The organism is Pseudomonas sp. Irchel s3h17, assembly GCF_900187505.1.
In the GTDB taxonomy this organism is placed as follows: Bacteria; Pseudomonadota; Gammaproteobacteria; order Pseudomonadales; family Pseudomonadaceae; genus Aquipseudomonas.
This window is the reverse complement of record NZ_FYDL01000002.1, coordinates 32,522-55,792: the sequence shown is the minus strand read 5'-3', so window position 1 is coordinate 55,792 and position 23,271 is coordinate 32,522. Positions and strand designations below refer to the sequence as shown.

Genomic DNA, 23,271 nt, shown 5'->3' with positions numbered 1-23,271 from the left:
CCCGGGCGCGGGGAAAGCCCCGCGCTGTCCGCGATTACTCGATGGCGTTAGTCGTCTGGGTGGGCTCCGGCGTCTGTGTCGGCGTCGGGCCTTCGCGGCGGCTTTCCTGGTACCAGTGCACAAGGATCAGGACGAGGGTCGGGATGCCAAGCAGGGCGGTGATGATGAAGAAGTCGTGGTAACCAAACGTTTCCACCATGACCCCGGTGTAGCCGCCGATCAGGCGCGGCAGCAGCAACATGATCGAGCTGAGCAAGGCGTATTGGGTGGCCGAGAACTTCAGGTTGGTCAGGCTCGACAGGTAGGCCACGAAGGCCGATGTCGCCAGGCCGGAGCTGAAGTTGTCCAGGGAGATGGTGGCAATCAGCATCTGCAGGTTGGCGCCCATGTCGGCGAGCATCACGAACAGGATGTTGGTGCCGGCCGAGGCCGCGCCGCCGATGAACAGGATGGGCAGGATGCCGAAACGCACGATCAGCAGGCCGCCCATGCCGGCGCCGATCAGGGTCATGATCAGGCCGAAGATCTTGCTCACCCCGGCGATCTGGTCCTTGGTGAAGCCCAGGTCGATGTAGAACACGTTGGCCATGACGCCCATCACGGTGTCGGACATGCGGTAGGTGGCAATCAGGCCGAGCAGCAACAAGGCTTGCCAGCGATAGCGCATGACAAAGTCGTTGACCGGTGTCAGCACCGGGGCCAGGCCCCGCCGGCCCATGGTCGACAGGCACATGGCAGTGAAGGTGATGTAGAGGATGGCGCGCAGGAAAGCGCGGTCTTCCAGCAGCAGGTCGAACAGGTTGGCGTCGCCGAACAGTACGCTGGCAAAGTCGGTGTTGTAGAGCTGGGTGAACATGGCCGGTACGGACACCAGCAGCACGATCAGGACGAACACGGATGCCAGTTGGTGCACAAAGCTGTAGCGGCCGGCAGACAGTTGTGTGCGCAGCGGCACTGGCGGTTCGCGCATGAGCAGGCAGGTCACCAGCGCCGGGACCATCAGCAGGCCAAAGAGGACGTAGGTACCGGTCCAGGCCGAGTGTTTGTAATTGAAACCGGTGGAGCCGAAGCCTTCGGCAAAGAACAGGGCGCCTGCGGTGGCCAGCAAGGCAGCAACCCGATAGCCGGACATGTAGCTGGCGGCCAGTGCGGCCTGGTGTGTGTCGTCGACGATTTCCAGGCGGTAGGCGTCGACGGCAATGTCCTGGGTAGCCGAGGCAAAGGCCACCACCACGGCAATCGCGATCAACCAGGACAGGTGTTTTTGCGGGTCGCAGAAGCCCATGCCGATCAGGCCCAGGATCACCAGGATTTGCGACAGCACCAGCCAGGATCGTCGTCGGCCCAGTTTGCCCAGCAGCGGCAGGCGCCACTGGTCGAGCAGTGGCGACCAGACCCATTTGAAGGCATAGGCCAGCCCGATCAGGCTTGCGTAGCCAATGGTTTCGCGGGCCACGCCGGCCTCACGCAGCCAGACGGAAAGCGTCGAAAACACAAGCATGTAGGGCAGGCCGGCGGCGAAGCCCAGCAGCAACAGCACGAGCGTCGAGGGGCTGGCATAAGCGGCGAGCGCGGCGCGCCAGGTTTTACGGGGCATGGGCTGGAGTCTGCCTCAAAATATACGGAAACAAAGCGCGCACTCTAACCGCTGTGCTCTACCGGGCGCCAGCCATGGCGCTGAATATCAACACGATTGTTCAGGATACTGACGCCTTCCATGCGCAATCGCGCCCGTTGTTCGTCGCCCGATGGGGTGCCTGCTGGCAGGCTGATCCGGCCGCCCGCGCCGAGTACGCGGTGCCAGGGCAGCGTGCTGTCCGCGGGCAATTGGCTGAGGGTACGTCCCACCCAGCGAGCGGCGCGCCCAAGGCCGGCCAGTTCCGCGAGTTGGCCGTAACTGACGACCTTGCCTTCCGGCACTTGCGCCAGGGTGACGTAGAGTGCCGTTCGGCGGATGTGTGCCGGGTCCTGGGGCTCGTTCTCGCAGTCACTCACGTCCGGGTTTCCTTGGAAAGGGGGCGTCGTACCGTTGGTGGCTCAAGGCGCCAATGATCCAATGATAAATGAACTCGATGCAAATACCCCGGTCAGTCCTTGCTTGGGTGTTCTCTATGGGATAATGCCGCCTTTTTTCGCGAACCTGAGTGTTGTCGTTGCTTATGCTGTCCAGAACCTTGTTGTGCCTCGCCGTCCTCTCTGCCTGCACGCCAGCACTCGCCGACACTGTCTGGTTGAAGAATGGTGATCGCTTGAGTGGCAAGATCAGGCTGTTCGACGGCGGCAAGTTGTTGATCCAGACGGAGTACGCCGGGGCGGTTGCGATCGACTGGAAGCAGGTCAAGACCCTGGAAAGTGATCAGCAACTGCTGGTCAAGCAGGACGACTACAGTGCAGAGGTGGCCAAATCGTTGCAGGCGGCCGATGCAGGCAAGGTCACGTTGGCCAACGGTGATGCGCCGAAAACCGTGGAGCTGGCCAGTATTCAGCAAATGCTCAAGCCCCGACCGGTGGTCGAGGATATGGTGTGGAAGGGCAATGTCGACGTCGCGCTGGATTACGAGCGCTCGGAAAACAAGACGGATGACTACGCCATCGATTTCAAGACCAGTGCGCGTCATGGTCATTGGCGTCACACGGCGGAAGGCGAATACAACCGCGAGTTCCAGGATGAGGTGGTGACCACGGATAACTGGCGTGCGGAATATGCCCTCGACCGCTTTATTACCGAGCAGTGGTTCTGGCAAGGGCGATTCAACTACAAGCGCGACAAGGTTGAAGACTTGAAGCTGCAGCGCACCGTGGGTACGGGGCCGGGCTATCAGTTCTGGGATGATGAGTTGGGTGCGTTTTCGCTAGGCTCGCTGTTGAATCGAACCGACTATGAGTACACGCAGGGAGGGCGGGACAATTTCTACTCCCTGGCGATGAAGTGGGACTACAACCGCTACCTGATTGGCCGGTCGGTCGAGCTGTTCACCACTGGTGAGGTGGGCAAGCCCCTGTCCAGCGTGGCGGACTACGCACTCGATGCCGAGGCTGGATTGCGTTACAGGGTGACGGACTGGGCGTCGCTCAATCTGAAGGCCGAGCGCAATGAAATCAAAGGCACGCAGGAGAGCGACCTGGACAAGACCCATTATTCCGCGGGGTTTGGGGTGACCTGGTAAGGCGCGCAGTGGTGTGGCTGGCCGTGTTGCAGACATTTTTCCGTACAAAACACCCGGGCACAAAAAAGCCCCGCTTTGAGGGCGGGGCTTTTTACTAAATCAGTACAAGTTAGATAACTTGAACTTCTTCAGCTTGCATGCCTTTCTGACCGCGGGTAGCGATGAAAGAAACCTGTTGGCCTTCTTTCAGGCTTTTGAAGCCGTCGGATTGGATAGCTTTGAAGTGAACGAACAGGTCGTCACCGGATTGTGGAGTGATGAAGCCGAAGCCTTTTTCATCGTTGAACCACTTAACGGTACCGGTTTGGCGATTAGACATGGTGTAACTCCTTGAACAAAGATAACTGCGACTCAGGAAGAACCCTGGCCGAGACTGAGTGCAAAGAGCAGGAAAAATTCTTGTAGATGGTTGGATCGAAATTCAACATATCGTGTAGAGATTCTCAGTGACACAAGCAGCACAGTGGCGCCACCTTAACCCTTTTTCTGGTACGTGCCAATGGTCTTTGCGAAGGTTTCTCTGTTTTCGTGACTGACGGTGCGCATGAGCGACGCACGGCTTCTGATATTAAGGGGATCGGCGATTTATCCAGCCCCGGACTTTGAACCCGGCGGCGTGCCCCGGTAAGATGCCGGACAGAATTTTTCCACCTCGCTATTTCAGGACACCCGCCATGAGCATCAAATCGGACAAGTGGATTCGCCGCATGGCGCAAGAGCACGCGATGATCGAGCCCTTCGTAGAGCGCCAGATGCGTGGCGAAGGCGCCGACCGGCTGATTTCCTTCGGGGTGTCGAGCTACGGCTACGACGTGCGTTGCGCCGATGAGTTCAAGGTGTTCACCAACATCAATTCGGCGACCGTCGATCCGAAGAACTTCGATGAGAAGAGCTTCGTCGACGTCAAAAGCGATGTCTGCATCATCCCGCCGAACTCGTTCGCGCTGGCCCGTACCGTCGAATTCTTCCGGATCCCGCGCAACGTGCTGACCATCTGCCTGGGCAAGAGCACCTATGCGCGTTGCGGCATCATCGTCAACGTCACGCCGCTGGAGCCGGAATGGGAAGGCCACGTGACCCTGGAATTTTCCAACACCACCACGCTGCCGGCCAAGATTTATGCCAATGAAGGCGTGGCGCAGATGCTGTTCTTCGAATCCGATGAAGAGTGCGAAGTGTCTTACAAGGACCGTGGCGGCAAGTACCAGGGCCAGCGTGGCGTGACCCTGCCGCGCACCTGAGTCAACCGTCTGACAACGCGTATGAATTCTTGAGCGAGCGTACACTCTATGGAGTGTACTGCTCCGATCCGCGCAAGGCGGGTCGGGCCATCGCTCAGGAGTGCGCAATGAAGATCGATCCTCGAATTAGTGCCGAACTGGCCAGGCTCGAACCCAACCAAGTGGGTGTGCTGGCCTGGTCATTGCTGGCGCATCCGGCCGTCACCCAGGCTGGCGGGATCCCCGGTCAACCCGACCCGGACACCCCCAACGAACAGCCCAGCGAGCCCGGTGAACCAACCCTGCCGGATGAGCCGCCTCCTGCCCCTGTAGTGTGATGACCGGCCTGGCCGCTCATACTCGGAAATAACTGTGTGTGCCTGTGAAACCTTCTGGCAGGCGGGCCGTGCTTTGATCGCGGCCGGCTCGTCGTGCCTGCTTGTGTAAAAGGCCGGGGCTGAGCCGTTATCCCTGAAAATGGAAAAGGAATTTCTGATGAGTTCAAATCGATCGGGCCATTTCAGTGCTGATTTGATCACAGCCGATGGTCGTCAAGCGTTTCGTGTAGCAGAAGGTGTGCATTATTTCGCCCGCGAAGGTGTTCATTGCATCGAGGCGAGTAACGATCAGGGGGAGGCGTTTCTGGTTTACTTGCCTCCAGATATCGAAACGGGAACCTTTCAGCTTGAGCTCGGGCTACCCTCGGTAATCCATGTGACTGAAGCCACTGAAGCGGAGCTTTATCCGCTGGGCACTCTGGTGCTGACGGTAGGCGGGGACGCGCAGTTCGCCGGGCGTTTCACTGGGACGGATGCCAATGGCATCGTGGTAGAAAATGGCAGCTTCAGGTTGGAGCACGAAGCAGTCACCTGACCCGGGATGGTTGTGGGAGCCAGCCAGGCCGGCTCCCGTTTCCAGCTACTTCAGATTGCCACTGAGGAACTGTTTCAGGCGTTCGCTCTTCGGGTTGCCCAGTACATCCTCGGGTGTCCCTTCCTCTTCCACCAGCCCCTGGTGCAGAAACAGCACCTGGTTGGACACTTTGCGTGCGAAGCTCATTTCATGGGTGACCATGATCATGGTCCGGCCTTCTTCGGCCAGGCCCTGGATCACCTTGAGCACCTCGCCGACCAGTTCCGGGTCCAGGGCCGAGGTCGGTTCATCGAACAGCATGATTTCCGGTTCCATCGCCAGCGCACGGGCAATGGCCACGCGCTGTTGCTGGCCTCCGGAGAGGAACGCCGGGTACTGGTCCGCCACCCGCTCTGCCAGGCCGACCTTGTCCAGATAGCGGCGAGCACGCTCTTCAGCCTCCTTTTTGCTCACGCCCAGCACCCGGCGCGGGGCCATGGTGATGTTTTCCAGCACGGTCATGTGGCTCCACAGGTTGAAGTGCTGGAACACCATGGCCAGACGCGTACGCAGTCGTTGCAGCTCGGCTTCGTCCGCCACGCGCATGCCGTGGTGATCCTTGATCATGCGGATGGCCTGGCCGTCCATGCTCATGGCGCCGTCGTTGGGAGTCTCGAGAAAGTTGATACAGCGCAGGAAGGTACTCTTGCCCGAGCCGCTGGCGCCGATCAGGCTGATCACATCACCAGTCTTGGCCTTCAGCGAAACGCCCTTGAGTACTTCATGGCTGCCGTAACTCTTGTGCAGGCCTTCAATGGTCAGTTTGTACATGGGGCAAACATCCTCAAGGCGAAAGTAGGTAGCCGGTGCGATACGCTTCAAGACCTGCAACATGGGCAATCACCATGCCGGCCGTGGCCATGCGTCGCGTGGAGCGGGCGTACAGCAGGCCGGCGTTGGTGCAGTGAACCGGTGTGACCCGGTCACTGATGGGGTCAATGATCTCAGCGATCAATTGCCCGGCCTGCAGGTATTCACCCGGTAGCACGTGGTACACCAGCAAGCCGCCAATCGGCGTGGTCACCGGCTCTACGCCAGCGAGCGGCGTGGCAGGGTAGGGCAGCTCCGGCAAGGGCGGGGCCTGACCTTCAATCGCGCCATGGTGCGTCAGATAGTCGATCAGCGCCTGGCTGTCGAGGCTGGCCAGGGGATGGTTGACATCACCCTGGCCGCGCAGCTCTACGGTGACCGAGAAACTGCCCATCGGAATGTCGAAGTGCTCACCGAAACGCTCCTGCAGTTGCCACCAGAGCAAGGTGAAGCATTCGTCGAACGACTGGCCGCCCGAGTCGGTGGCCAGCAGGCTGGCCTCGGCGCCAATGTAGCGTGCCAGGGGTTCGACCTGGGGCCAGGCGTCAGGGGTGGTGTACAGGTGCGTGACCGCTTCGAAATCACAATGCAGGTCCAACACCATGTCCGCGTCACACGCCAGTGTCTGCAGGGCCAGGCGCTGGGATTGCAGTTGGGTGCTGGCGGTCTGCCGCGCCAGCGCACTGCGCAGGTGGCTGCGGATCAGTGCCAGGTTGTGTTGCGGGTCATCGCTGAGCCGGCCTTCGATCTCGTTGCCGATCTCTTCGCTCAGGTCGACGAACCAGCGATTGAAGTTCTGACCGCTCTCCAGCTCGTAGCGCCCGAGCGGCACATCCATCAGCACCTGTTCCAGGCCGATCGGGTTGGCGACGGGCACCAGCACGATTTCGCTGCGCAGGCGACCGGCGGCTTCAAGTTCCGCCAGGCGCAGCTTGAGGTGCCAGGCGACCAGCATGCCGGGCAGTTCGTCGGCGTGCAGCGAGGACTGGATGTAGATCTTGCCCTGGCCCTGCGTCGGGCCGAAGTGGAAGCTATGGATCTGTCGCGTGGTGCCCGGCAATGGGGCCAGCAAGTCATGAATCTGGTGGCGCATGAGCAGGAAGTCCTAGTGAGTCGGCCCAAGGAACGCCAGCCAGCGGCGTTCGGCCAGTCGGAACAGGCCGACCAGCGCAAAGGTAACGGTCAGGTAAATCAGCGCGGCGATGCCGAACGACTGGAAGGTCATGAAGGTCGCGGAGTTGGCGTCGCGGGCGACTTTCAGTACGTCGGGGATGGTCGCGGTAAAGGCCACGGTGGTCGAGTGCAGCATCAGGATCACTTCGTTGCTGTAGTACGGCAGCGAACGACGCAGGGCAGATGGCATGATCACGTAGGCATACAGCTTCCAGCCGGTCAGGCCGTAGGCCTTGGCCGCTTCGACTTCGCCGTGGGCCATGTTGCGAATTGCCCCGGCGAAAATCTCCGTGGTGTAGGCGCAAGTGTTCAGGGCAAACGCCAGGATGGTGCAGTTCATCGCATCGCGAAAGAACGCATCCAGCACCGGCTGCGCGCGGATCGCGGCCAGGCTGTAGATCCCGGTGTAGCAGATCAGCAACTGGATATAGAGCGGCGTCCCCCGGAACAGGTAGGTGTAGAACTGCACCGGCCAGCGGATGTAGAAGTGTGGCGAAACCCGGGCTATCGACAGCGGGATCGACACCACGAAGCCGATGAAGATCGAGGCGCTGAGCAGCCACATCGTCATGGCCAGGCCGGTGATGTGGTAGCCATCGCTGTAGAGGAACGGCCGCCAGTACTCCTGTAGAAGTTCGATCATCGTACGGCCTCCCTGCTGCCTGCGGCATAACGGCGTTCAAGCCTGCGCAGGACAATGTTCGACACGCTGGTGATCACCAGGTAGATCAAGGCCGCGAGCACCAGGAAATAGAACAGTTGATAGGTACTTTTGCCGGCGTCCTGGGCAGCCTTGACCAGATCGGCCAGGCCGATGATCGACACCAGTGCGGTGGCCTTGAGCATTACCATCCAGTTGTTGCCGATACCCGGCAGGGCAAAGCGCATCATTTGCGGGAACACCACGAAGCGAAAGCGCTGGCCGCGTTTGAGGCCATAGGCGGTGGCTGCTTCGACCTGGCCACGGGGCACGGCAATGATCGCGCCGCGAAAGGTTTCGGTGAAGTAGGCGCCGTAGATGAAGCCCAGGGTGATGACCCCGGCGCTGAACGGGTTGATTTCGATATATTCCCATTCCATGAAGTCGGTAAAGGATGTCAGCCAGGTTTGCAGGCTGTAGAAAATCAGCAGCATCAGTACCAGGTCCGGTACCCCGCGAATCAGTGTGGTGTAGAACTGGGCCGGAATGCGTAGCAGCCTGGAGGCGGAAAGCTTGGCGCTGGCGCCCAGCAGGCCAAGTAACACGGCCACCAGCAGCGACAACACCGACAATTTGATGGTCATCCAGGTGCCTTGCATCAGCAGTGGGCCGAAGCCCTTCAAGCTGAAGGCAGAGAGCCCCAGGTCTTGCAGGAGTTGTTCAAACATAAAATCAGCGACCTGATGGTGTAGAAAAAGCGCCCATCACGAAGATGGGCGCCGGGCATTATTTGCCGCTGTACAGATTCAGATCACCGAAGTGTTTCTTTTGAATGGTGGCGTAGGTGCCATCGTCGTGTAACGCTTTGATACCTTTATCCAAAAGCGCCTTCAGCTCTTTGTTACCTTTCGAGATACCGATCGCGGTCTTGGAGGGCAACAACTCGCTTTCGACAGGCTTGCTGACTTCGAAGTCAGCGCCTTGTGGCGACTTCAGGAAGCCCAGTTCGGCTTGCAGCATGTCCTGGATCGACGCGTCGAGGCGACCGGACGTCAGGTCTGCATAAACCTGATCCTGGTTGGCGTAGGCCTGGGTTTTCACCCCGGCCTTGTCCAGCACGGCCTTGGCATAGGCTTCCTGAATGGTGCCTTGTTCGTAACCGACGGTTTTCCCCTTCAGGGATTCGGTCGCGTTCGTCAGGCCTGAGCCTTTCTTGAAAACGAAGGAGGTTGGGCCGGAGAACAACTCGCTGGAGAAGTCGATGGCTTTCTCACGGGCCGGGGTCACGGTCATCGAGGAGATCACACCGTCGAATTTATTGGCCTTGAGGCCCGGAATCATGCCATCGAAATCACTTTCGACCCATTTGCACTTGACCTTCAGTTCGGCGCAGATTGCATTGCCCAGATCGATATCGAAGCCCACCAGGTTGCCATCGGCAGCTTTGGACTCGAACGGCGCATAGGAAGGATCGACACCAAAACGCAGTTCCTTGTATTCCTTGGCCAGCGCGGAGCCTGCAGCCATGCACAAGGCCAGTGCAGAAAGGGTCAGCAATGCTTTTTTCATTATTCAATCCTTAGGAAGCAATATGAGCGCTTGTGGCGCGTAAGTATTGTTACTGGAAAGCGTAAGACATTATGAAAGTAGCAATTTCCGAACCAGAGTCCCGAACAAGCGTTTTAAAAGTTGATTCAAGAAGCGTCTGGTCAGGCGTCACGCCCCAAAAACGGGCGTGACGGGTTTACCGCACCCACACTGGGCAATCTGTATGAGGGGGGCCTGTTTCCAGGCACCCTCAGCCTCGATCCGGTCATTTGCCGGGGATCAGGGTTAATCGGGTCTTGCCATACACCTTGTCGAAGTTCTGCGGTTGTAGCGGCAGGCCCTGATACTGGCCCTTGAGCCAAGGCTCGATACCGTTGAGGTAGTTCGCGCTGGCCGGGTTACCGGATTGACCGGTGCCGTTTTGAACCATCAGCGGTTCGGCCTGGCCGAAGTCGACAATCAAGCGCATGACCGGCACCCGCGTGGCATTGAAGTCCTGGCCCCAGGTGTAGGCTGCTGTATTCAGTGTCGTGTGGTCGCCACCGGCCGCCATGGCCCCTCGTACCGTCTGGCCGCGACTGTTTTTCCATTCGTAGCGGTGCAGCTTGCCCCACTGCCAGGCTTTGCGATCGCCGCCCATCTGGCTCTCGCCAGCGGTGATCGCCGCCGCCAGGCTACGGGCGAGTATCGTGGGCTTGTCTTCTTTTTGCGCTGTGCGCGTGTCATCCCAGAACGGGCTGTCTTCACGGCCGAGCAAATGGTCGGCCTGGGCCGAGTAGGACAAGGTGCCGTTGGCAACGAACGCTTTCCAGGACGGGCGGGAGTCCGGTCCCAGTTCGTCGAGGAACACCTGCTTCATGCTTTCCTGCAGGAACAGTTCGTAGATCGCAGCGTCGGTCGACGTCGGGCTGAGCTTGCCATCGAATGCCATCAGGCGGCTGAACGCCTCGCGCGCTTTGCCGGCTTCGAGGCCTGGCAGGGCCGAGATTGCCTGTTTCAGTGGCTGCGACATGCCGGGGGCTTCAAACATCTTTTTCAGTTTGGCGGCGAACAGGGTGGTCTGGTCGTACTGCATGGCAATCATGCTGCGACTGTCGTGCTTGCCGGCGCCCGCCAGTTCGGCGATGCGCTCGCCGCGCTCGGGTGCCGCCCAGGAGTTGGACAGCTGCATGCCATAACCGTGGGGGATGATCCGCTGGTTCGCGGTGCCGAGCCAGCCTTGGGCCGGATCCTGGTCGTAGGGGTGGAGCATCGGGTCGGCATAGCCGTCCCAGTCGTAACGCCCCTCCCAGCCGGGCGATGGCAGCAGGCCTTCGCCTTCGCGACGGTTCGGGAAGCGACCGGTGACTTGCCAGCCAATGTTGCTGGCGTCGGCGAACAGCATGTTCAGGGCAATGGCGCGGATTTCACGGCTGGCATCCGAGGCCTTTTCCACACTCTGCGCGCGGGACAAGTCGAAGAACGCGTCCAGACTCCGGTCATCCTTGAATTCAGGCATCTGCAAAGCCACACCCAGGCCATTGCCCAGTGCGCTGCCTTGGGCGCTGTTGAGCAGCGCGCCGTGACGGGTTTCGTACACGGCTTCGCGAATCGGCCGCTGACCTTTGACGAAGTAGGTTTCATTGCGAACCATCACCGGTTGCCATTTGCCTGCGACTTCGTAGGCCAGGCCAGTGCCCTGGCGCTTGAGTTTTTCCAGGAACAGGTCCTGGTTGTCACCCATGACCGCCGTCATGCTCCAGGCCACCTTGCCATTGAACCCGGACAGGATCATCGGCAAACCGGCAATGGTGATCCCGGCGGCCTGGTACTTCGGCGCGCGGATCTGCACAGGGCTCCACAGCGAGGGCGCGCCAATCGGGAACTGGCTGTCGCTGGCCAGCAGGCTCTTGCCGCTGCGGCTGCGTTGTGGGGCAATGGCCCAGTTGTTCGAGGCGGTGGCGCCCAGTGGATTCAATCCGGACAGTTGCTCGCCGGCTTTCGCCAGGTTGGCCAGGCCCGGGATCGCGCCATTGAGCTTCACCCCCTGAAGTTTTTCCGTTTCGGCCTGCGGCAGCTGCTCGTCCGGGTAGGACGGCGAGAGCCACGCCAGTTTGTCGGTCGTGACGTTTTGTGCCATGACCAGTGCGTTTATTTCCTGCGGCAGGTTGGCCGACTGGCTGAAATTGAGCAGGCAGAAAATCAGCGCCGAATCCTCGGCTTTCCAGTATTCCGGCTTGTAGCCCGTGGCCGCCAGGTCCGCTGGCAGTTTGTCGCGATACCGGAACAGGTAGGCGTTGACTCCGCGTGCATAGACTTCAAAGAAGCGTTTGAGGCGTGGAGAGGAGGCTTTATAGAGTTCGTCGGCGTTTTTCTTGAGATTGACCGCGCGCATGTAGCGGTCTGCGTCCAGCATCTGTGCCCCGGACATTTCCGACAAACGCCCCTGGGCCAGCAAGCGTAGGGTGACCATCTGGTTGATGCGGTCGCTGGCGTGCACGTAACCGAGGGTGAACAGCGCGTCGTGGAAGGTGCTGCTTTCAATCAATGGCATGCCCATGGCATTACGTCGTACGGAGACGTTCTGAGCCAGCCCCTTGAGCGGTTGCACGCCGGAGGTCGGTGGCAGCGTGTCCTGGGCGTTCCAGGTCTGGCACCCTGAGAGGCTGAGCACACTGGCTACTGCTGCGGCAACGCCGAACCGGGGAAGAAAAGATGTAAGGGCTGGCGAGGCCATGGCAAAGCTCCTGCAGGGGTAGTACCAATAAAGGCGCTACGTTAGTGAGCGGCCGAGAGCCGCGCAAGCGGGGGCCGATCTTATTTCAAGGTTTGTCCGATAATTCAGCGAATTTGCCGTCGATGACCCGCCATCCGAGGCTTGCCTGGCGGAACAGGTGATGCTCAAGTAGGCAGAATCTTATGACCGGTATGAAGGAACATTCGCCATGGAGTTTCAGGCAAACGCAACGCTGATTCTGATCGATCAACAAAAAGGCATTCATCACCCCAGGCTCGGGCCACGCAATAACCCGCAAGCGGAAGACTGCATGGCGCGCCTGCTGGCCGAGTGGCGGCGATTGGCGCGACCGGTGATTCATGTTCAACACCTGTCCCGCGAACCGGACTCCGTGTTCTGGCCAGGGCAGTCTGGGGTCGAGTTTCAGGAGCGTTTTGAGCCGCGAGCGGGAGAGTGGGTGATCCAGAAGCAGGTGCCGGATGCATTCTGCGGGACGACACTTGTGCATGATTTACGCAAGGCGCAGGTCGAGCAATTGGTCATTGTCGGTGTGGCAACCCATAACTCGGTGGAGGCTACGGCGCGGACGGCCGGTAATCTGGGGTTTGCGACCTGGGTCGTGGAAGATGCCTGCTACACCTTCGATAAAGCGGACTTCTTCGGCAACCCGCATTCGGCCCGGGAGGTGCATGCCATGTCGCTGGGCAACCTGCATGGCGAGTACGCCACGGTTATTCCCCTGGCCGGGATTCTGGGATCGCGGCCCAATGTCCGCGATCCAGCAGAAGACTAATGCATCAAGCGCCGTGGCACTTCTTGAACTTCTTGCCGTTGCCACATGGGCAAGGGTCGTTGCGGCCGACGTCTTTCAACGCGTTGCGTACCGGCTCCTGGTGAGCGTGGCCGCAATGGGGGCCGTGTACATGGCCATGGTCGTGATCATGGTGGTCGTGATGGTCATGATCGTGGTTGCAGTCAGGGCCATGGACATGAGGTTGCTGGGTCATCGAGGTTACTCCGGAATAAAATCGCCGGGAATTATCTCGCCATAACGCGACAGGTGCACGTCATTGCCGATGAATAATCCGGTTTTCAGTTCGCCTTCAAGGCGATAAGGGATGGGTTGATCGGGTTTTTTCAGCAATTTCACCACCTCGCGCAGGTGTTGCCAGAGGTTGGTGCGAATCGGCACTTCGAAGTAGGCACTGCTGTTGGGGTCGACCCTGAACCATTCGCTGGACTCACCTTCGGTGAGCAGGAACTGGCTCAAGTGAATGCGGTATTCCAGCCCGCGAACCGTCAGGCTGGAGTCATTGGGGTTGTCGACACGAAAATGCAGCATGAATTTCTGTTCGAGCAGTTTGGCCCTCACCACTTCGACCTTGAGCAGATGCACCTGGGGCTCAAGGTCGTCGTCGGTGAACCAGGAGACGCAGCCGCTGAGGCCCAGGGCCATCAGCAAGGTGAGTGTCCGCAGTGCGCGCCATTGGCCGAGCATGGTGTGGCTCCTTTCTACACACTGGAATATTCAGGTCCGTCCGTGGTTACGCGAAAAACCCCGCGCAACACTTCTTGAACTTCTGTCCGCTGCCGCAAGGGCAGGCATCGTTTCGCCCGATCCTGAGCGGTACGGTCGGGTCGATGAAGTACCAGCGGCTGGTGTTTTGCACGAAGGAGGAGCGTTCGCGGTGACTGTGTTCGCCGGTGCTGTCGTGCCAGCGCGCGGTGAAGGTGACAAACGCGTGTTCCGGCTGGCCGCCGAAGACTTCCGAGCTTTCTACCTCCAGGCCCAGCCAGGTGCTCTGCGCGCTCCAGTCGCTGATCGACTGGCGATCCAGGCCTGACTGTTGAGCCGGCAAGGTGGTGGCGACCAGATAATCGACCAGGCCCAGCACATAGGCGCTGTAGCGCGAGCGCATCAAGGCCTCGGCGCAGGGAGCGGGGTGGCCGGCATGGTAATGGCCGCAACAGGCATCGAGCGGCGTGCCGCTGCCGCAGGGACAAATGGATGTGCTCATTGTGTTACCACCAGTATTTTCCGAAGTTTTCCGGATTGGCCCAGAATCGTGAGTTGAGCCAGTCGGGCACTTGCTTGTAGTCAAGCAGATCGTAGGTGAACAGGGTCAACACCTGTTCGTTGCGCTGGAAGCGTTCACTGGCTTGCAGGGCCAGGGAATAGAAGTCGGTTTCCTGCCAGCCACAGGCATTCAGGTCCGCGAGCACGGCGATGCGGCTGGCGTTGAGGTTGCGGATCCCGCCGAGCAGGTTGAGGCCGTCGCGCTTGGGCAGGTGCTCAAGGCAATCGAGCGCCAGCGCCAGGTCGAAACGTTGGGCTGCCAGCTCCGGAGGTAGTACGCCCGGTGCTGCCTGGGCGATCTGGGTCTCGGGGTGTGCCTGCCGGAACGCCTGCAGTGCCGGGAAGTCACTGGCGCCGATCAGCAGCAGTCGCTGCGGCGCATAGCGATCGAGCAGGGCGGCGAGGGCTTGCTGGGGTGTGCGCGAAGAAATGCCTGCAGTCATCGAAGATCCTCAATCAGAACTGCAGAGACTAGCCTGCCGGAACGCTCGGGCCTAGAGCCTGATTGCGCATCAGGTTTGCAGAGCCAGTGATTGCGGGGGGAAACAGAGGTGGCCTAGTGCTGGCGGATATTAAAACCCCGGTCTTTACTCCATGAATCGGTCGTAAGCCGATCCCTCAGGAGATAACTCGATGAGCATAGTTCGGACAGCATTACCCTTGGTTCTGCTAACCAGTGTGTTGACTGGTTGTGCAGGTTTGCAGAAAACAGACTGGCCGACCTGTGGTCTGGTCGGTGGCGTTGTGGGTGCCGGTCTCGGCGCGACGGAGAGCGCGGCCTGGGCCGGCAGCGGCGCGCTGATCGTGGGGAGTCTGGCAGCCGCCTATTGCTGGGTTCATGGCGACGGTGACGAAGATGGCGATGGTGTGCTGGACAGTCGTGACAAGTGCCCTGGGACACCGAAAGGTACGCAGGTCGATGCGGATGGTTGCCCTCCACCGGCTCCCGTGGTTGAAGAGGTCGTGGTGATCAAGGAAGAAACCATCGTTATCCGTGATGTGAATTTCAGCTTCGACTCGGCCAAACTGACCGAAGCCGACAAAGCCAAGCTTGAAACCATCGCCACCCGCCTGAAACAGGAAGCACCTTCCGCCCAGTTGAGCGTGACCGGACATACCGACAGTGTCGGCAGCGATGCCTATAACCAGTCACTTTCGGAAAAACGCGCGCGTTCGGTGGTCGAGTACCTGATCGAAGAGGGCGTACCACGGGCCAGTTTCGTTTCGGTGAACGGCGCCGGGGAAAGCCAGCCAGTGGCCGACAACTCAACCGCTGACGGCCGTTCGATGAACCGTCGTACCGAAATCAAAATCAACCGTTAGACCCTCTCGCCTCCGTGCCTTGTGCAGTCGCGGAGGCGGGTCTTTACTCCTGTGTGACCGGTATGGGCCGGTCACACAGGAGCAATCACCATGAGTGTTCGCCTGCGAGCCGCAATACCGGTTCTTCTGCTCGGCAGCCTGTTGACAGGTTGCGCCACACACAGCGACGGCACTGCCCCCCTCAATCAAGGTAACTGGCCGATCTGCAGCTTGATCGGCGGCCTGGTGGGCGGCGGTCTGGGGGCCATTGAAAGTGCGGGCTGGGCAGGGGGTGGTGCGGCACTCGGTCTGTTGACCGGTGGCTTGATTTGTTACGCACAGGATGGCGATGACGATGAAGACGGCGTGTTCGATCGCCGTGATCATTGCCCCGACACTCCCGCCAATACCCCGGTCGACAACAGGGGTTGCCCGATTCCCCAGTACCCGGCCAGCGTCAAGCCGGTCGAGGCGCCTCAAGATGAAGTCATCACCCTCAGCGATCAAGGCAATGTGCTGTTCGCCTCCGGCTCGACCGAGCTGACACCGGCTGCCAACGAACAACTGATGGCGCTGATGGGCAAGCTGAAAAATGCCGACGTGGCGAGTATCAAGGTGGTCGGTCACACCGATAGCCAAGGGACGGATGCTTTTAACCAGGGGCTTTCCGAGATGCGTGCCAGCAGTGTGGCCGCATTCCTGCTGGACCAGGGCCTGGCGCCAGACAAAGTGACCAGCCTGGGCGTGGGGGAAAGCCAGCCAGTGGCCGATAATGCCACTGAAGAGGGGCGGGCGAAGAACCGTCGGGTGGAACTGGTGATCGGGCACTGATCACCGCTGTCGGACCGGCGATTCTCGTCGAGCCGGTAGCCCGGCAGCGGGTTCAAGAAGAATTTTCACGGGCCTCTGGCGTACTCCTCGTGGAAGTCGTTACTGTGCGCGCAAAGAACAATGATCCACAGGGGCGCGTATGAAAGTGTTTTGGGGACTGGGGAAGTGGCTGACCCTGATGTTCTGGCTGGTGGTGCTGATCAATCTGATCCAGCCGTTCACCAATCCGATTCATTTGATGGTCAATCTGGCGGGTAGCCTGTTGCTGCTGACCCATCTTCTGGAGCTGGTGCTGTTCAACCGCAACCTGAAAAACCGGCCTCACCGGTGGCGTGATCGTTTTCAGGTCCTGGTGGTCGGCATCTTTCATGTGCAGACCATCGCAATGTCTGATGCAATGGAGGCCTCCCATGCGTAAGTTCTGTTTGCTGGCTGCGTTGGTCAGTCCGCTGGCGATGGCCCAGGTGGTCACGGTCGAAACCCATTCGCTGATACGCCTGCCCACTACCACCAGTGTCTTGCAACTGGAGCGGCTGGAGGTGGCGGATTACGGTACGTTGCTGATCCCTTCGAATGTCACTGAGTTGAATGTGGGCCAATTGCATCTGGGGCGCGAGGCGCGGATTGCCATTGTCCCCGGTGAACAGAGCCTGCAACTGAAGGTCAGCCGTGCGCAGTTGGACACGGGCAGCCAGATCACGTCCCGCGGTGCGCCTGGCACTTACCTCAAGGCTGCACGTGCGGGGCGCAACCTGAACCTGCGGATTGCTTCGCTCAATGCACCCGAATTGTCGATCGATGCCCGTGGTGGCGCGGGTGCGCCGGGTTACGTGGGGCTTGATGGCGCCAATGGTCAGGAGCCAGGTTGTACTTGGGGGGCGGCGGGGCAAGGTGCCGATGGCGATAACGGCGGCGATGGTCGTGCTGGTGCGCCGGGCGCGTTGGTGCGCGTGGAGTTGCCCCGTGATTATCCCGAGCAGCAGATCAAGGTGCTGGTCGAGGGTGGCGTCGGTGGCGTGGCGGGGGCGGGTGGCAAGCCAGGGGCGGGTGGCGAGGCCAAGGGGTGCTTCGTTTATCGCGCCGATGGCGGCAAGAGTGGGCGAGCCGGTGCGCCGGGGCAGCCTGGGCCGGCTGGTGCGCCGGGTTCGGTGACGGTTCAGCGGCTGTAAATCTGCTTTGATTGGTATGGCCCGCGATTTTCTGTGGGGGCGGGCTTGCTCGCGAAGGCGGCCTGGCAGCCGGCCATTCTCTTGCAGGTGCGGTGTACATATCCGTTGCTGCGGTTACGGCGACTTATGGTTTCGCCCGACGGCGACTCACTTTTTTTACAAGCGCCTAAAAAAAGTAAGCAAAAAAACGCTTCGCCCCGAGCGTCCGGCCCCTCGCCAAGGCTCGGGGTTCCCTCGGCTCCGGCATTCCTCAGGGGGCATCGCCCTCCGGTCGGCTTCGCTCGACCTCCATGCGATGTCCTCGACTGTGTCGAGGGGCGCTGCGCGCCATTCCCCTGATGAACGCCTGCGCTCGGCCTGCCGATGGGGCGGGTGGATCAAGATCAAAAGCCAAAGCAAGATCAAGAGCGGCAGGCGAGCTAACGCTCGGCCTGTTGAGTGGTGTGTGGTGGTGGTGGTGGTGGTGGTGGTGGTGGTGGTGGTGGTGGTGGTGGTGGTGGTGGGTTGTCAGCGAAGTTGTTAAAACATCGGCCGCGCGGCGGCGATGGCTACCAGTAGTAGTCCCAGCAGCAGATTGATCCCTACCAGGCGGCGAATCCGGCCCAGGGTCGCGGCGCCGGTCGGCCAGTCCTCGGCCAGCACGGCTTCGCGCAAGTGTGGAAGTTGCAAGGCTTGAATGCGGATGAACAGGGCGGCCATCACCAGGTACAGGCCCATCATGATCTGCACATACCGTGGCGCGGTTTCAAAACCGCTGAAGTGCAGGTGAATCATCCCCACTCCGCTGACCGGCAGGATCGCCACCGCGATCCAGACCCAGACAAAAAAGCGTTGAAACACGTCTACCCACAGTTTCAATCGGGCCGGGCCTTCCAGTGTTTTTACGGCCGCCGGGCGCAGGACCATCCAGGCGAAAAACATACCGCCCACCCAGATCGTTGCAGCCAGTACATGGAAGGTATAAATGATAGCGAAAGGTGTCATTGGGGTACTCCGTTCTGCGCGGGATTCATTAGCGGGGTATGATAGCGACCGATCCGAACCACTGAAAATTTATCCAGCGTTTTTTGCGCCCGACAATCCATGATCAGCACTGAACTCAAAACCACGATCCAGGGCGCCTACTCGCGTTTTCTCGAAGCCAAGAGCCTGAAGCCGCGTTACGGCCAGCGCCTGATGATCGCCGAAGTGGCGAAAGTCCTGGGGGACATCGACACCGACGACGAAGGCCGGCGCAGTGGTGACCCCGCTGTCGTGGCGGTGGAAGCCGGCACCGGTACCGGCAAGACCGTGGCCTACAGCCTGGCGGCGATCCCGACTGCCAAGGCCGCTGGTAAACGCCTGGTGATCGCCACCGCGACCGTCGCCCTGCAAGAGCAGATCGTCTACAAGGACCTGCCGGACCTGATGCGCAACAGCGGGCTGAACTTCAGCTTTGCGCTGGCCAAGGGCCGTGGTCGCTACATGTGCCTTTCCAAGCTCGATATGCTGTTGCAGGAAGGCCACGCCCAAACCGCCACCGCGCAACTTTTCGAAGAAGAAGGCTTCAAGATCGAGGTCGATGAGGCCAGTCAGAAGCTGTTCACCAGCATGATCGAGAAGCTCGCCGGCAATAAATGGGATGGCGATCGCGACAGCTGGCCCAATGCCCTCGAAGATGCCGACTGGGCGCGCCTGACCACCGATCACAGCCAGTGCACCAACCGGCATTGCCCCAACTTCGGCCAGTGCGCGTTCTACAAGGCCCGCGAAGGCATGGGCAAGGTGGATGTGATCGTCACCAACCACGACATGGTCCTGGCCGACCTGGCGCTCGGCGGGGGGGCGGTGCTGCCGGATCCCCGTGACACGCTGTATGTGTTCGACGAAGGTCACCACTTGCCTGACAAGGCCATCGGCCACTTCGCCCATTACACACGCCTGCGTTCCACCGCGGACTGGCTGGAACAGACCGCCAAGAACCTCACCAAACTGCTGGCCCAGCACCCGTTGCCCGGCGACCTGGGCAAGTTCATCGAGCAGGTGCCCGAGCTGGCGCGCGAGATCAAGACCCAGCAGCAGTTCATGTTCAGCGCCTGCGAACAAGTGGCTGACTTCAAGCCCGGCGAAGATGTCGAAGGCCGGGAACGTCCACGTCACCGTTTCGTGGGCGGAGTGGTTCCCGAGCACATGCGCGAGATGGGTATCGAGCTGAAGAAAGGCTTTTCGCGCCTGACGGACCTCTTTACCCGGCTCACGGACTTGCTGAAAGAAGGCATGGATGGCGAGGTCAACATCGGCATCGCCAGTAACCAGGCGGAAGAGTGGTACCCACTGTTTGGCAGCCTGTTGTCCCGCTCCCAGGGCAATTGGGAATTATGGACGGCATTCACCGCGGAAGACCCGGAAGACAACCCGCCGATGGCGCGCTGGCTGACCCTGGCCGAAAGCGGTTCGCTGTTCGACATCGAGGTCAACGCCAGCCCGATCCTTGCCGCAGAAATGCTGCGTCGCAACCTGTGGAATGTGGCTTATGGCGCACTGGTCACTTCGGCGACCCTGACGGCCCTCGGCACGTTCGACCGTTTCCGCATGCGTGCCGGCTTGCCGAAGAAAGCCGTGACGGCCGTGGTGCCCAGCCCCTTCATGCATGCCGACGCCGGTGTGTTGCGGGTGCCGGACTTGCGGGCCGATCCTCGCGACGCCCCCGCCCATACGGCGGCGATCATTCGTGACCTGCCGGGACTGGTGGAAGGTTCGCGCGGCACCCTGGTGCTGTTTTCTTCGCGCAAACAGATGCAGGACGTGTTCGACGGGCTGGATCGGGATTGGCGCAAGCAAGTGTTCATCCAGGGCAACCTGTCGAAACAGGAAACCTTGAACAAGCACAAGGCGCGAGTCGATGGCGGGGACTCCAGTGTGTTGTTCGGGCTGGCCAGTTTCGCCGAAGGCGTCGACTTGCCGGGCGCCTACTGCGAGCACGTGGTGATCGCCAAGATTCCGTTCTCGGTACCCGATGATCCGGTTGAAGCCGCGCTGGCCGAATGGATCGAGGCCCGGGGCGGCAATCCGTTCATGGAAATCTCGGTGCCCGACGCCTCGCTCAAACTGGTCCAGGCCTGCGGTCGCTTGCTGCGTACCGAAGAAGACCGCGGCACCATCACCCTGCTTGACCGGCGCCTGGTCACGCAGCGCTACGGCAAAGCGATCCTCAACGCGTTGCCGCCGTTCCGTCGCGAAATATCTTGACTCACGGTGGGCGAAATCGCCCGCCGCGTTGTCTATCCCCTATCACCGATTGCACACTGGCCCTAGGGAGAACCTGGTTCATATGATTCGCCGCACGTTACCCGCTGTTTTTGCCCTGATGTTTGCCGCGCCGCTGCTCGCGGCACCCGCCGGGCAACAGACGCTGTTCAACTTTGTTCGGCCCGCCGACGTCGTCCAGGTGGCGACGCAGGATGCCAGCCTGCCGCAATCCAATGCGGAGCAAACAGCCGAGGGTGAAGTGCTGCGTCGGGTGACGTTCAACCCGGTGGCGCAACCGAGCCTGCGCCTGACACCGCAAACCGGTGTCTGGGACTGGTCGCAGTCCGGGGTCATGAGCCTGCGCCTGCAGAGTGCGATGAACTGGGCGATCACGCTCTACGTGAAGATCCAGAGCAGTGACGGCAAGGTCCTGGTCAGCCGCGTCGACCTGCCGGCGGGACCTGCGCAAACACTGCTGGTACCGCTGACACCCAGCTCGCCACTGAGCCAGGGGATGAAAGCCGGGCCGCCCATGCCAATGATGGTGGATGGCCAGCGGGTATTGCTGGCCAGCAGCGAAGGGCAGTTGGATCGCAGCCAGGTGGTCTCGGTCACGCTGTCGATGGATCATCCGAAAGTCGCCCAGAGCATCATGCTTGAGCGCTTTGGCGTGCAGGACGGCGAAGCGGTGACCAGTGCTGTCTATGGCTCGTTGGTCGATGGCTATGGCCAGTCCAACCGGGCAAAGTGGCCGGAGAAAGTGGCCACTGACGATCAGCTCAAGACCGCGGCGAATAAAGAACAGCAGCAACTGAACAGCTGGCTGGCAGAGCGCGGGCGTGCGTCCCTGGACACGTTCGGCGGCTGGAGCAAGGGCCCGGCCTTCAAGGCCAGCGGCTTTTTCCGCACGGAAAAGCGTGATGGTCGCTGGTATCTGGTGACTCCGGAAGGTCATCCGTTCTATTCCCTGGGGGTCAACACCGTCACCGCGGATGCCGCCCGGACTTACGTCGCCGGGCGTGAAGGGATGTTCCAGTCGTTGCCGACAAGCGACGAACCGTTGGCCCGTTACTACGGAGAAGGCGATAACCGTGGCGGTAACGGTGCCGACCAGGGTCGTGGGTTCAATGCCGGCCGTTGGTACGACTTCTATGGCGCCAACCTGCAGCGTACCTATGGCCAGCCGTGCGTCGTTGTAACGGCTGCCAAAGTCGATGAGGCCACGGCCGACGCCAGTGCCGCGCCTTGCGTGCCTTCTGCCTTCGATGAAAAGCGCTGGGCCGGGCACACCCTCGACCGCCTGCAAGCCTGGGGTTTCAACACCCTGGGGAACTGGAGCGCTCCAGCGCTTGGCCTGAGCGACCGCGTGCCCTACACCTTGCCGCTGTCGATCGTTGGCGATTACACCAGCATCAGCACCGGCAACGACTGGTGGGGCGGCATGCCTGATCCGTTCGACCCGCGCTTCGCCATGGCCACCGAGCGCGCCGTGGCCATTGCCGCCCGTGATCATCGCGACGATCCGTGGTTGATCGGCTATTTTGCCGACAACGAGCTGGCCTGGGCAGGTCCCGGCGATGACCCGAAGGCCCGTTATGCGCTGGCCTACGGTACGTTGAAAATGACCACCGATGTACCGGCCAAACGGGCGTTCCTCAAGCAATTACGCGACAAATACCGTAATCAGGCCGGGCTTTCCAAGGCCTGGGGCATCGACCTGCCAGCATGGGAGTTGATGGAGGATCCGGGGTTCGTGCCGCCGCTACCAAGTGCGGAGTACCCGGAAATCGAAGCCGACTTCAAATACTTCCAGAAAGTCTTCGCCGATACCTACTTCAAGACCATTTCCGATTCGCTGAAATGGCATGCCCCCAACCATCTGTTGCTGGGGGGGCGGTTTGCTGTCAGCACACCAGAGGCCGTGGGGGCCTGTGCCCAGTATTGCGACGTGCTGAGTTTCAACCTGTACACGGTCAAGCCGCAGGAGGGTTATGACTTCGCCCAACTCCAGGCGTTGGACAAGCCGGTGCTGATCACCGAGTTCAACTTCGGCTCGCGCGATCGCGGACCGTTCTGGGCGGGTGTCACTGAGGTGGCCAGGGAAGAGGATCGTGGTCCGGCCTACGCCAACTTCGTCAAGCAAGCGGTGAGCGAACCATCGATTGTCGGCGTGCACTGGTTCCAGTACCTGGACCAGCCGGTGACCGGTCGTCTGCTGGATGGTGAGAACGGTCATTTCGGACTGGTCGGGATCACTGATCTGCCGTTCCAGGGCTTCGTCGACAGTGTGCGCAAGGCTAACCTGCAGGCTGTTGATCAGTTGCGTAAAACCGCCGAAAAAGCCAGGGTTGCGATGGAAAAAGCGCAAAGCACCAGCCCGGTCGACGAGGGCGGGAAAGGCGACCGCCAGGCGAAAACCTCGGATTCGGGCAGTCACGTCGGCGGGCATTCGGGAAATGGCCACTGAACACTGAAACC

Annotated in this window: 26 protein-coding genes; 12 read left to right on the top strand and 14 right to left on the bottom strand. The window is 60.6% G+C overall.

The features are described from left to right. Positions 1 to 34: 34 nt before the first annotated feature. The gene (locus tag CKW25_RS02340) at positions 35 to 1,597 is read right to left on the bottom strand and encodes an AmpG family muropeptide MFS transporter (protein WP_095077428.1); all 1,563 of its coding nucleotides are present in this window, start codon (positions 1,595 to 1,597) and stop codon (positions 35 to 37) included. 44 nt (positions 1,598 to 1,641) lie between these two features. Next, positions 1,642 to 1,995, bottom strand: coding sequence for an MGMT family protein (locus CKW25_RS02335; protein WP_095077427.1), 354 nt, complete (start codon positions 1,993 to 1,995; stop codon positions 1,642 to 1,644). 164 nt (positions 1,996 to 2,159) lie between these two features. On the opposite strand from CKW25_RS02335, the gene CKW25_RS02330 reads away from it, so the two are divergent. Next, positions 2,160 to 3,167 carry a DUF481 domain-containing protein gene (locus CKW25_RS02330; protein WP_095077426.1) on the top strand — a complete coding sequence of 336 codons (1,008 nt, stop codon included), beginning with the start codon at positions 2,160 to 2,162 and terminating at the stop codon, positions 3,165 to 3,167. Between the two features lie 109 nt (positions 3,168 to 3,276). On the opposite strand, the gene CKW25_RS02325 is transcribed toward CKW25_RS02330, so the two are convergent. Continuing rightward, positions 3,277 to 3,486 (bottom strand): cold-shock protein, encoded by a 210-nt coding sequence (locus tag CKW25_RS02325; protein WP_002554837.1) that lies wholly within the window; start codon positions 3,484 to 3,486, stop codon positions 3,277 to 3,279. A gap of 355 nt (positions 3,487 to 3,841) precedes the next feature. Between CKW25_RS02325 and dcd the strand changes: the two genes are divergently transcribed. The 3 genes from dcd (at position 3,842) to CKW25_RS02310 (ending at position 5,260) form a co-directional block, all read left to right on the top strand. Next, positions 3,842 to 4,408, top strand: coding sequence for a dCTP deaminase (gene dcd / locus CKW25_RS02320; RefSeq protein ID WP_095077425.1), 567 nt, complete (start codon positions 3,842 to 3,844; stop codon positions 4,406 to 4,408). A 107-nt stretch (positions 4,409 to 4,515) separates the two neighbouring features. Continuing rightward, complete coding sequence (locus tag CKW25_RS02315) at positions 4,516 to 4,725, top strand: hypothetical protein (RefSeq protein WP_095077424.1); 210 nt, start codon at positions 4,516 to 4,518, stop codon at positions 4,723 to 4,725. A 157-nt stretch (positions 4,726 to 4,882) separates the two neighbouring features. Continuing rightward, entirely contained in the window at positions 4,883 to 5,260 is a 378-nt protein-coding gene (locus tag CKW25_RS02310) for a hypothetical protein (protein WP_256577909.1), read from the top strand. A gap of 45 nt (positions 5,261 to 5,305) precedes the next feature. Here the strand turns inward: CKW25_RS02310 and CKW25_RS02305 are convergent, their stop codons facing one another. The 6 genes from CKW25_RS02305 to CKW25_RS02280 form a co-directional block, all read right to left on the bottom strand. Beyond that, entirely contained in the window at positions 5,306 to 6,070 is a 765-nt protein-coding gene (locus tag CKW25_RS02305; RefSeq protein ID WP_095077422.1) for an ABC transporter ATP-binding protein, read from the bottom strand. 13 nt (positions 6,071 to 6,083) lie between these two features. Continuing rightward, on the bottom strand, positions 6,084 to 7,202 hold the full coding sequence (locus CKW25_RS02300) for a succinylglutamate desuccinylase/aspartoacylase family protein (RefSeq protein WP_095077421.1): 1,119 nt from the start codon (positions 7,200 to 7,202) through the stop codon (positions 6,084 to 6,086). Between the two features lie 12 nt (positions 7,203 to 7,214). Beyond that, positions 7,215 to 7,925 (bottom strand): ABC transporter permease, encoded by a 711-nt coding sequence (locus CKW25_RS02295; RefSeq protein ID WP_095077420.1) that lies wholly within the window; start codon positions 7,923 to 7,925, stop codon positions 7,215 to 7,217. Continuing rightward, on the bottom strand, positions 7,922 to 8,650 hold the full coding sequence (locus CKW25_RS02290; RefSeq protein ID WP_095077419.1) for an ABC transporter permease: 729 nt from the start codon (positions 8,648 to 8,650) through the stop codon (positions 7,922 to 7,924). The genes CKW25_RS02295 and CKW25_RS02290 overlap by 4 nt, the downstream gene beginning before the upstream one ends. A gap of 58 nt (positions 8,651 to 8,708) precedes the next feature. After that, positions 8,709 to 9,491 carry a transporter substrate-binding domain-containing protein gene (locus CKW25_RS02285; RefSeq protein ID WP_095077418.1) on the bottom strand — a complete coding sequence of 261 codons (783 nt, stop codon included), beginning with the start codon at positions 9,489 to 9,491 and terminating at the stop codon, positions 8,709 to 8,711. A 244-nt stretch (positions 9,492 to 9,735) separates the two neighbouring features. Then, positions 9,736 to 12,186: a penicillin acylase family protein gene (locus CKW25_RS02280; RefSeq protein WP_095077417.1), complete on the bottom strand. Its 2,451-nt coding sequence runs from the start codon at positions 12,184 to 12,186 to the stop codon at positions 9,736 to 9,738. A 208-nt stretch (positions 12,187 to 12,394) separates the two neighbouring features. Between CKW25_RS02280 and CKW25_RS02275 the strand changes: the two genes are divergently transcribed. Continuing rightward, the gene (locus tag CKW25_RS02275) at positions 12,395 to 12,979 is read left to right on the top strand and encodes a cysteine hydrolase family protein (RefSeq protein WP_095077416.1); all 585 of its coding nucleotides are present in this window, start codon (positions 12,395 to 12,397) and stop codon (positions 12,977 to 12,979) included. Positions 12,980 to 12,983: 4 nt separating this feature from the next. Here CKW25_RS02275 and CKW25_RS02270 read toward each other — a convergent pair whose 3' ends face one another. Genes CKW25_RS02270 through CKW25_RS02255 form a run of 4 tightly spaced genes read right to left on the bottom strand, consistent with a single transcriptional unit; the run spans position 12,984 to position 14,706 of the window. Then, a complete protein-coding gene (locus tag CKW25_RS02270) occupies positions 12,984 to 13,193 on the bottom strand; it encodes an SEC-C metal-binding domain-containing protein (RefSeq protein WP_095077415.1) in 210 nt (69 codons plus the stop codon). Positions 13,194 to 13,198: 5 nt separating this feature from the next. Next, positions 13,199 to 13,684: an LEA type 2 family protein gene (locus tag CKW25_RS02265; RefSeq protein WP_095077414.1), complete on the bottom strand. Its 486-nt coding sequence runs from the start codon at positions 13,682 to 13,684 to the stop codon at positions 13,199 to 13,201. Between the two features lie 46 nt (positions 13,685 to 13,730). Further along, entirely contained in the window at positions 13,731 to 14,204 is a 474-nt protein-coding gene (locus tag CKW25_RS02260) for a YchJ family protein (RefSeq protein WP_095077413.1), read from the bottom strand. 4 nt (positions 14,205 to 14,208) lie between these two features. Continuing rightward, positions 14,209 to 14,706 carry a DUF6231 family protein gene (locus CKW25_RS02255; protein ID WP_095077412.1) on the bottom strand — a complete coding sequence of 166 codons (498 nt, stop codon included), beginning with the start codon at positions 14,704 to 14,706 and terminating at the stop codon, positions 14,209 to 14,211. 190 nt (positions 14,707 to 14,896) lie between these two features. Here CKW25_RS02255 and CKW25_RS02250 point away from each other — a divergent pair, with 190 nt between their 5' ends. The 5 genes from CKW25_RS02250 (at position 14,897) to CKW25_RS26800 (ending at position 18,088) form a co-directional block, all read left to right on the top strand. After that, positions 14,897 to 15,586 carry an OmpA family protein gene (locus tag CKW25_RS02250; RefSeq protein ID WP_095077411.1) on the top strand — a complete coding sequence of 230 codons (690 nt, stop codon included), beginning with the start codon at positions 14,897 to 14,899 and terminating at the stop codon, positions 15,584 to 15,586. A 90-nt stretch (positions 15,587 to 15,676) separates the two neighbouring features. Further along, a complete protein-coding gene (locus CKW25_RS02245; RefSeq protein WP_095077410.1) occupies positions 15,677 to 16,396 on the top strand; it encodes an OmpA family protein in 720 nt (239 codons plus the stop codon). Between the two features lie 139 nt (positions 16,397 to 16,535). Beyond that, on the top strand, positions 16,536 to 16,814 hold the full coding sequence (locus CKW25_RS02240) for a DUF1145 domain-containing protein (RefSeq protein ID WP_095077409.1): 279 nt from the start codon (positions 16,536 to 16,538) through the stop codon (positions 16,812 to 16,814). Beyond that, positions 16,807 to 17,565, top strand: a complete 759-nt coding sequence (locus CKW25_RS02235; RefSeq protein ID WP_095077408.1) for a hypothetical protein — start codon at positions 16,807 to 16,809, stop codon at positions 17,563 to 17,565. Before CKW25_RS02240 ends, CKW25_RS02235 begins: the two co-directional genes overlap by 8 nt. Positions 17,566 to 17,860: 295 nt before the next feature. Further along, on the top strand, positions 17,861 to 18,088 hold the full coding sequence (locus CKW25_RS26800) for a hypothetical protein (protein WP_177409876.1): 228 nt from the start codon (positions 17,861 to 17,863) through the stop codon (positions 18,086 to 18,088). On the opposite strand, the gene CKW25_RS02225 is transcribed toward CKW25_RS26800, so the two are convergent. Further along, on the bottom strand, positions 18,085 to 18,549 hold the full coding sequence (locus tag CKW25_RS02225) for a CopD family protein (RefSeq protein WP_095077407.1): 465 nt from the start codon (positions 18,547 to 18,549) through the stop codon (positions 18,085 to 18,087). The genes CKW25_RS26800 and CKW25_RS02225 overlap by 4 nt on opposite strands. A 99-nt stretch (positions 18,550 to 18,648) precedes the next feature. On the opposite strand from CKW25_RS02225, the gene dinG reads away from it, so the two are divergent. After that, the gene (gene dinG, locus CKW25_RS02220; RefSeq protein WP_095077406.1) at positions 18,649 to 20,793 is read left to right on the top strand and encodes an ATP-dependent DNA helicase DinG; all 2,145 of its coding nucleotides are present in this window, start codon (positions 18,649 to 18,651) and stop codon (positions 20,791 to 20,793) included. An 82-nt stretch (positions 20,794 to 20,875) separates the two neighbouring features. Further along, entirely contained in the window at positions 20,876 to 23,260 is a 2,385-nt protein-coding gene (locus tag CKW25_RS02215) for a beta-agarase (RefSeq protein WP_095077405.1), read from the top strand. Positions 23,261 to 23,271 lie beyond the last annotated feature (11 nt).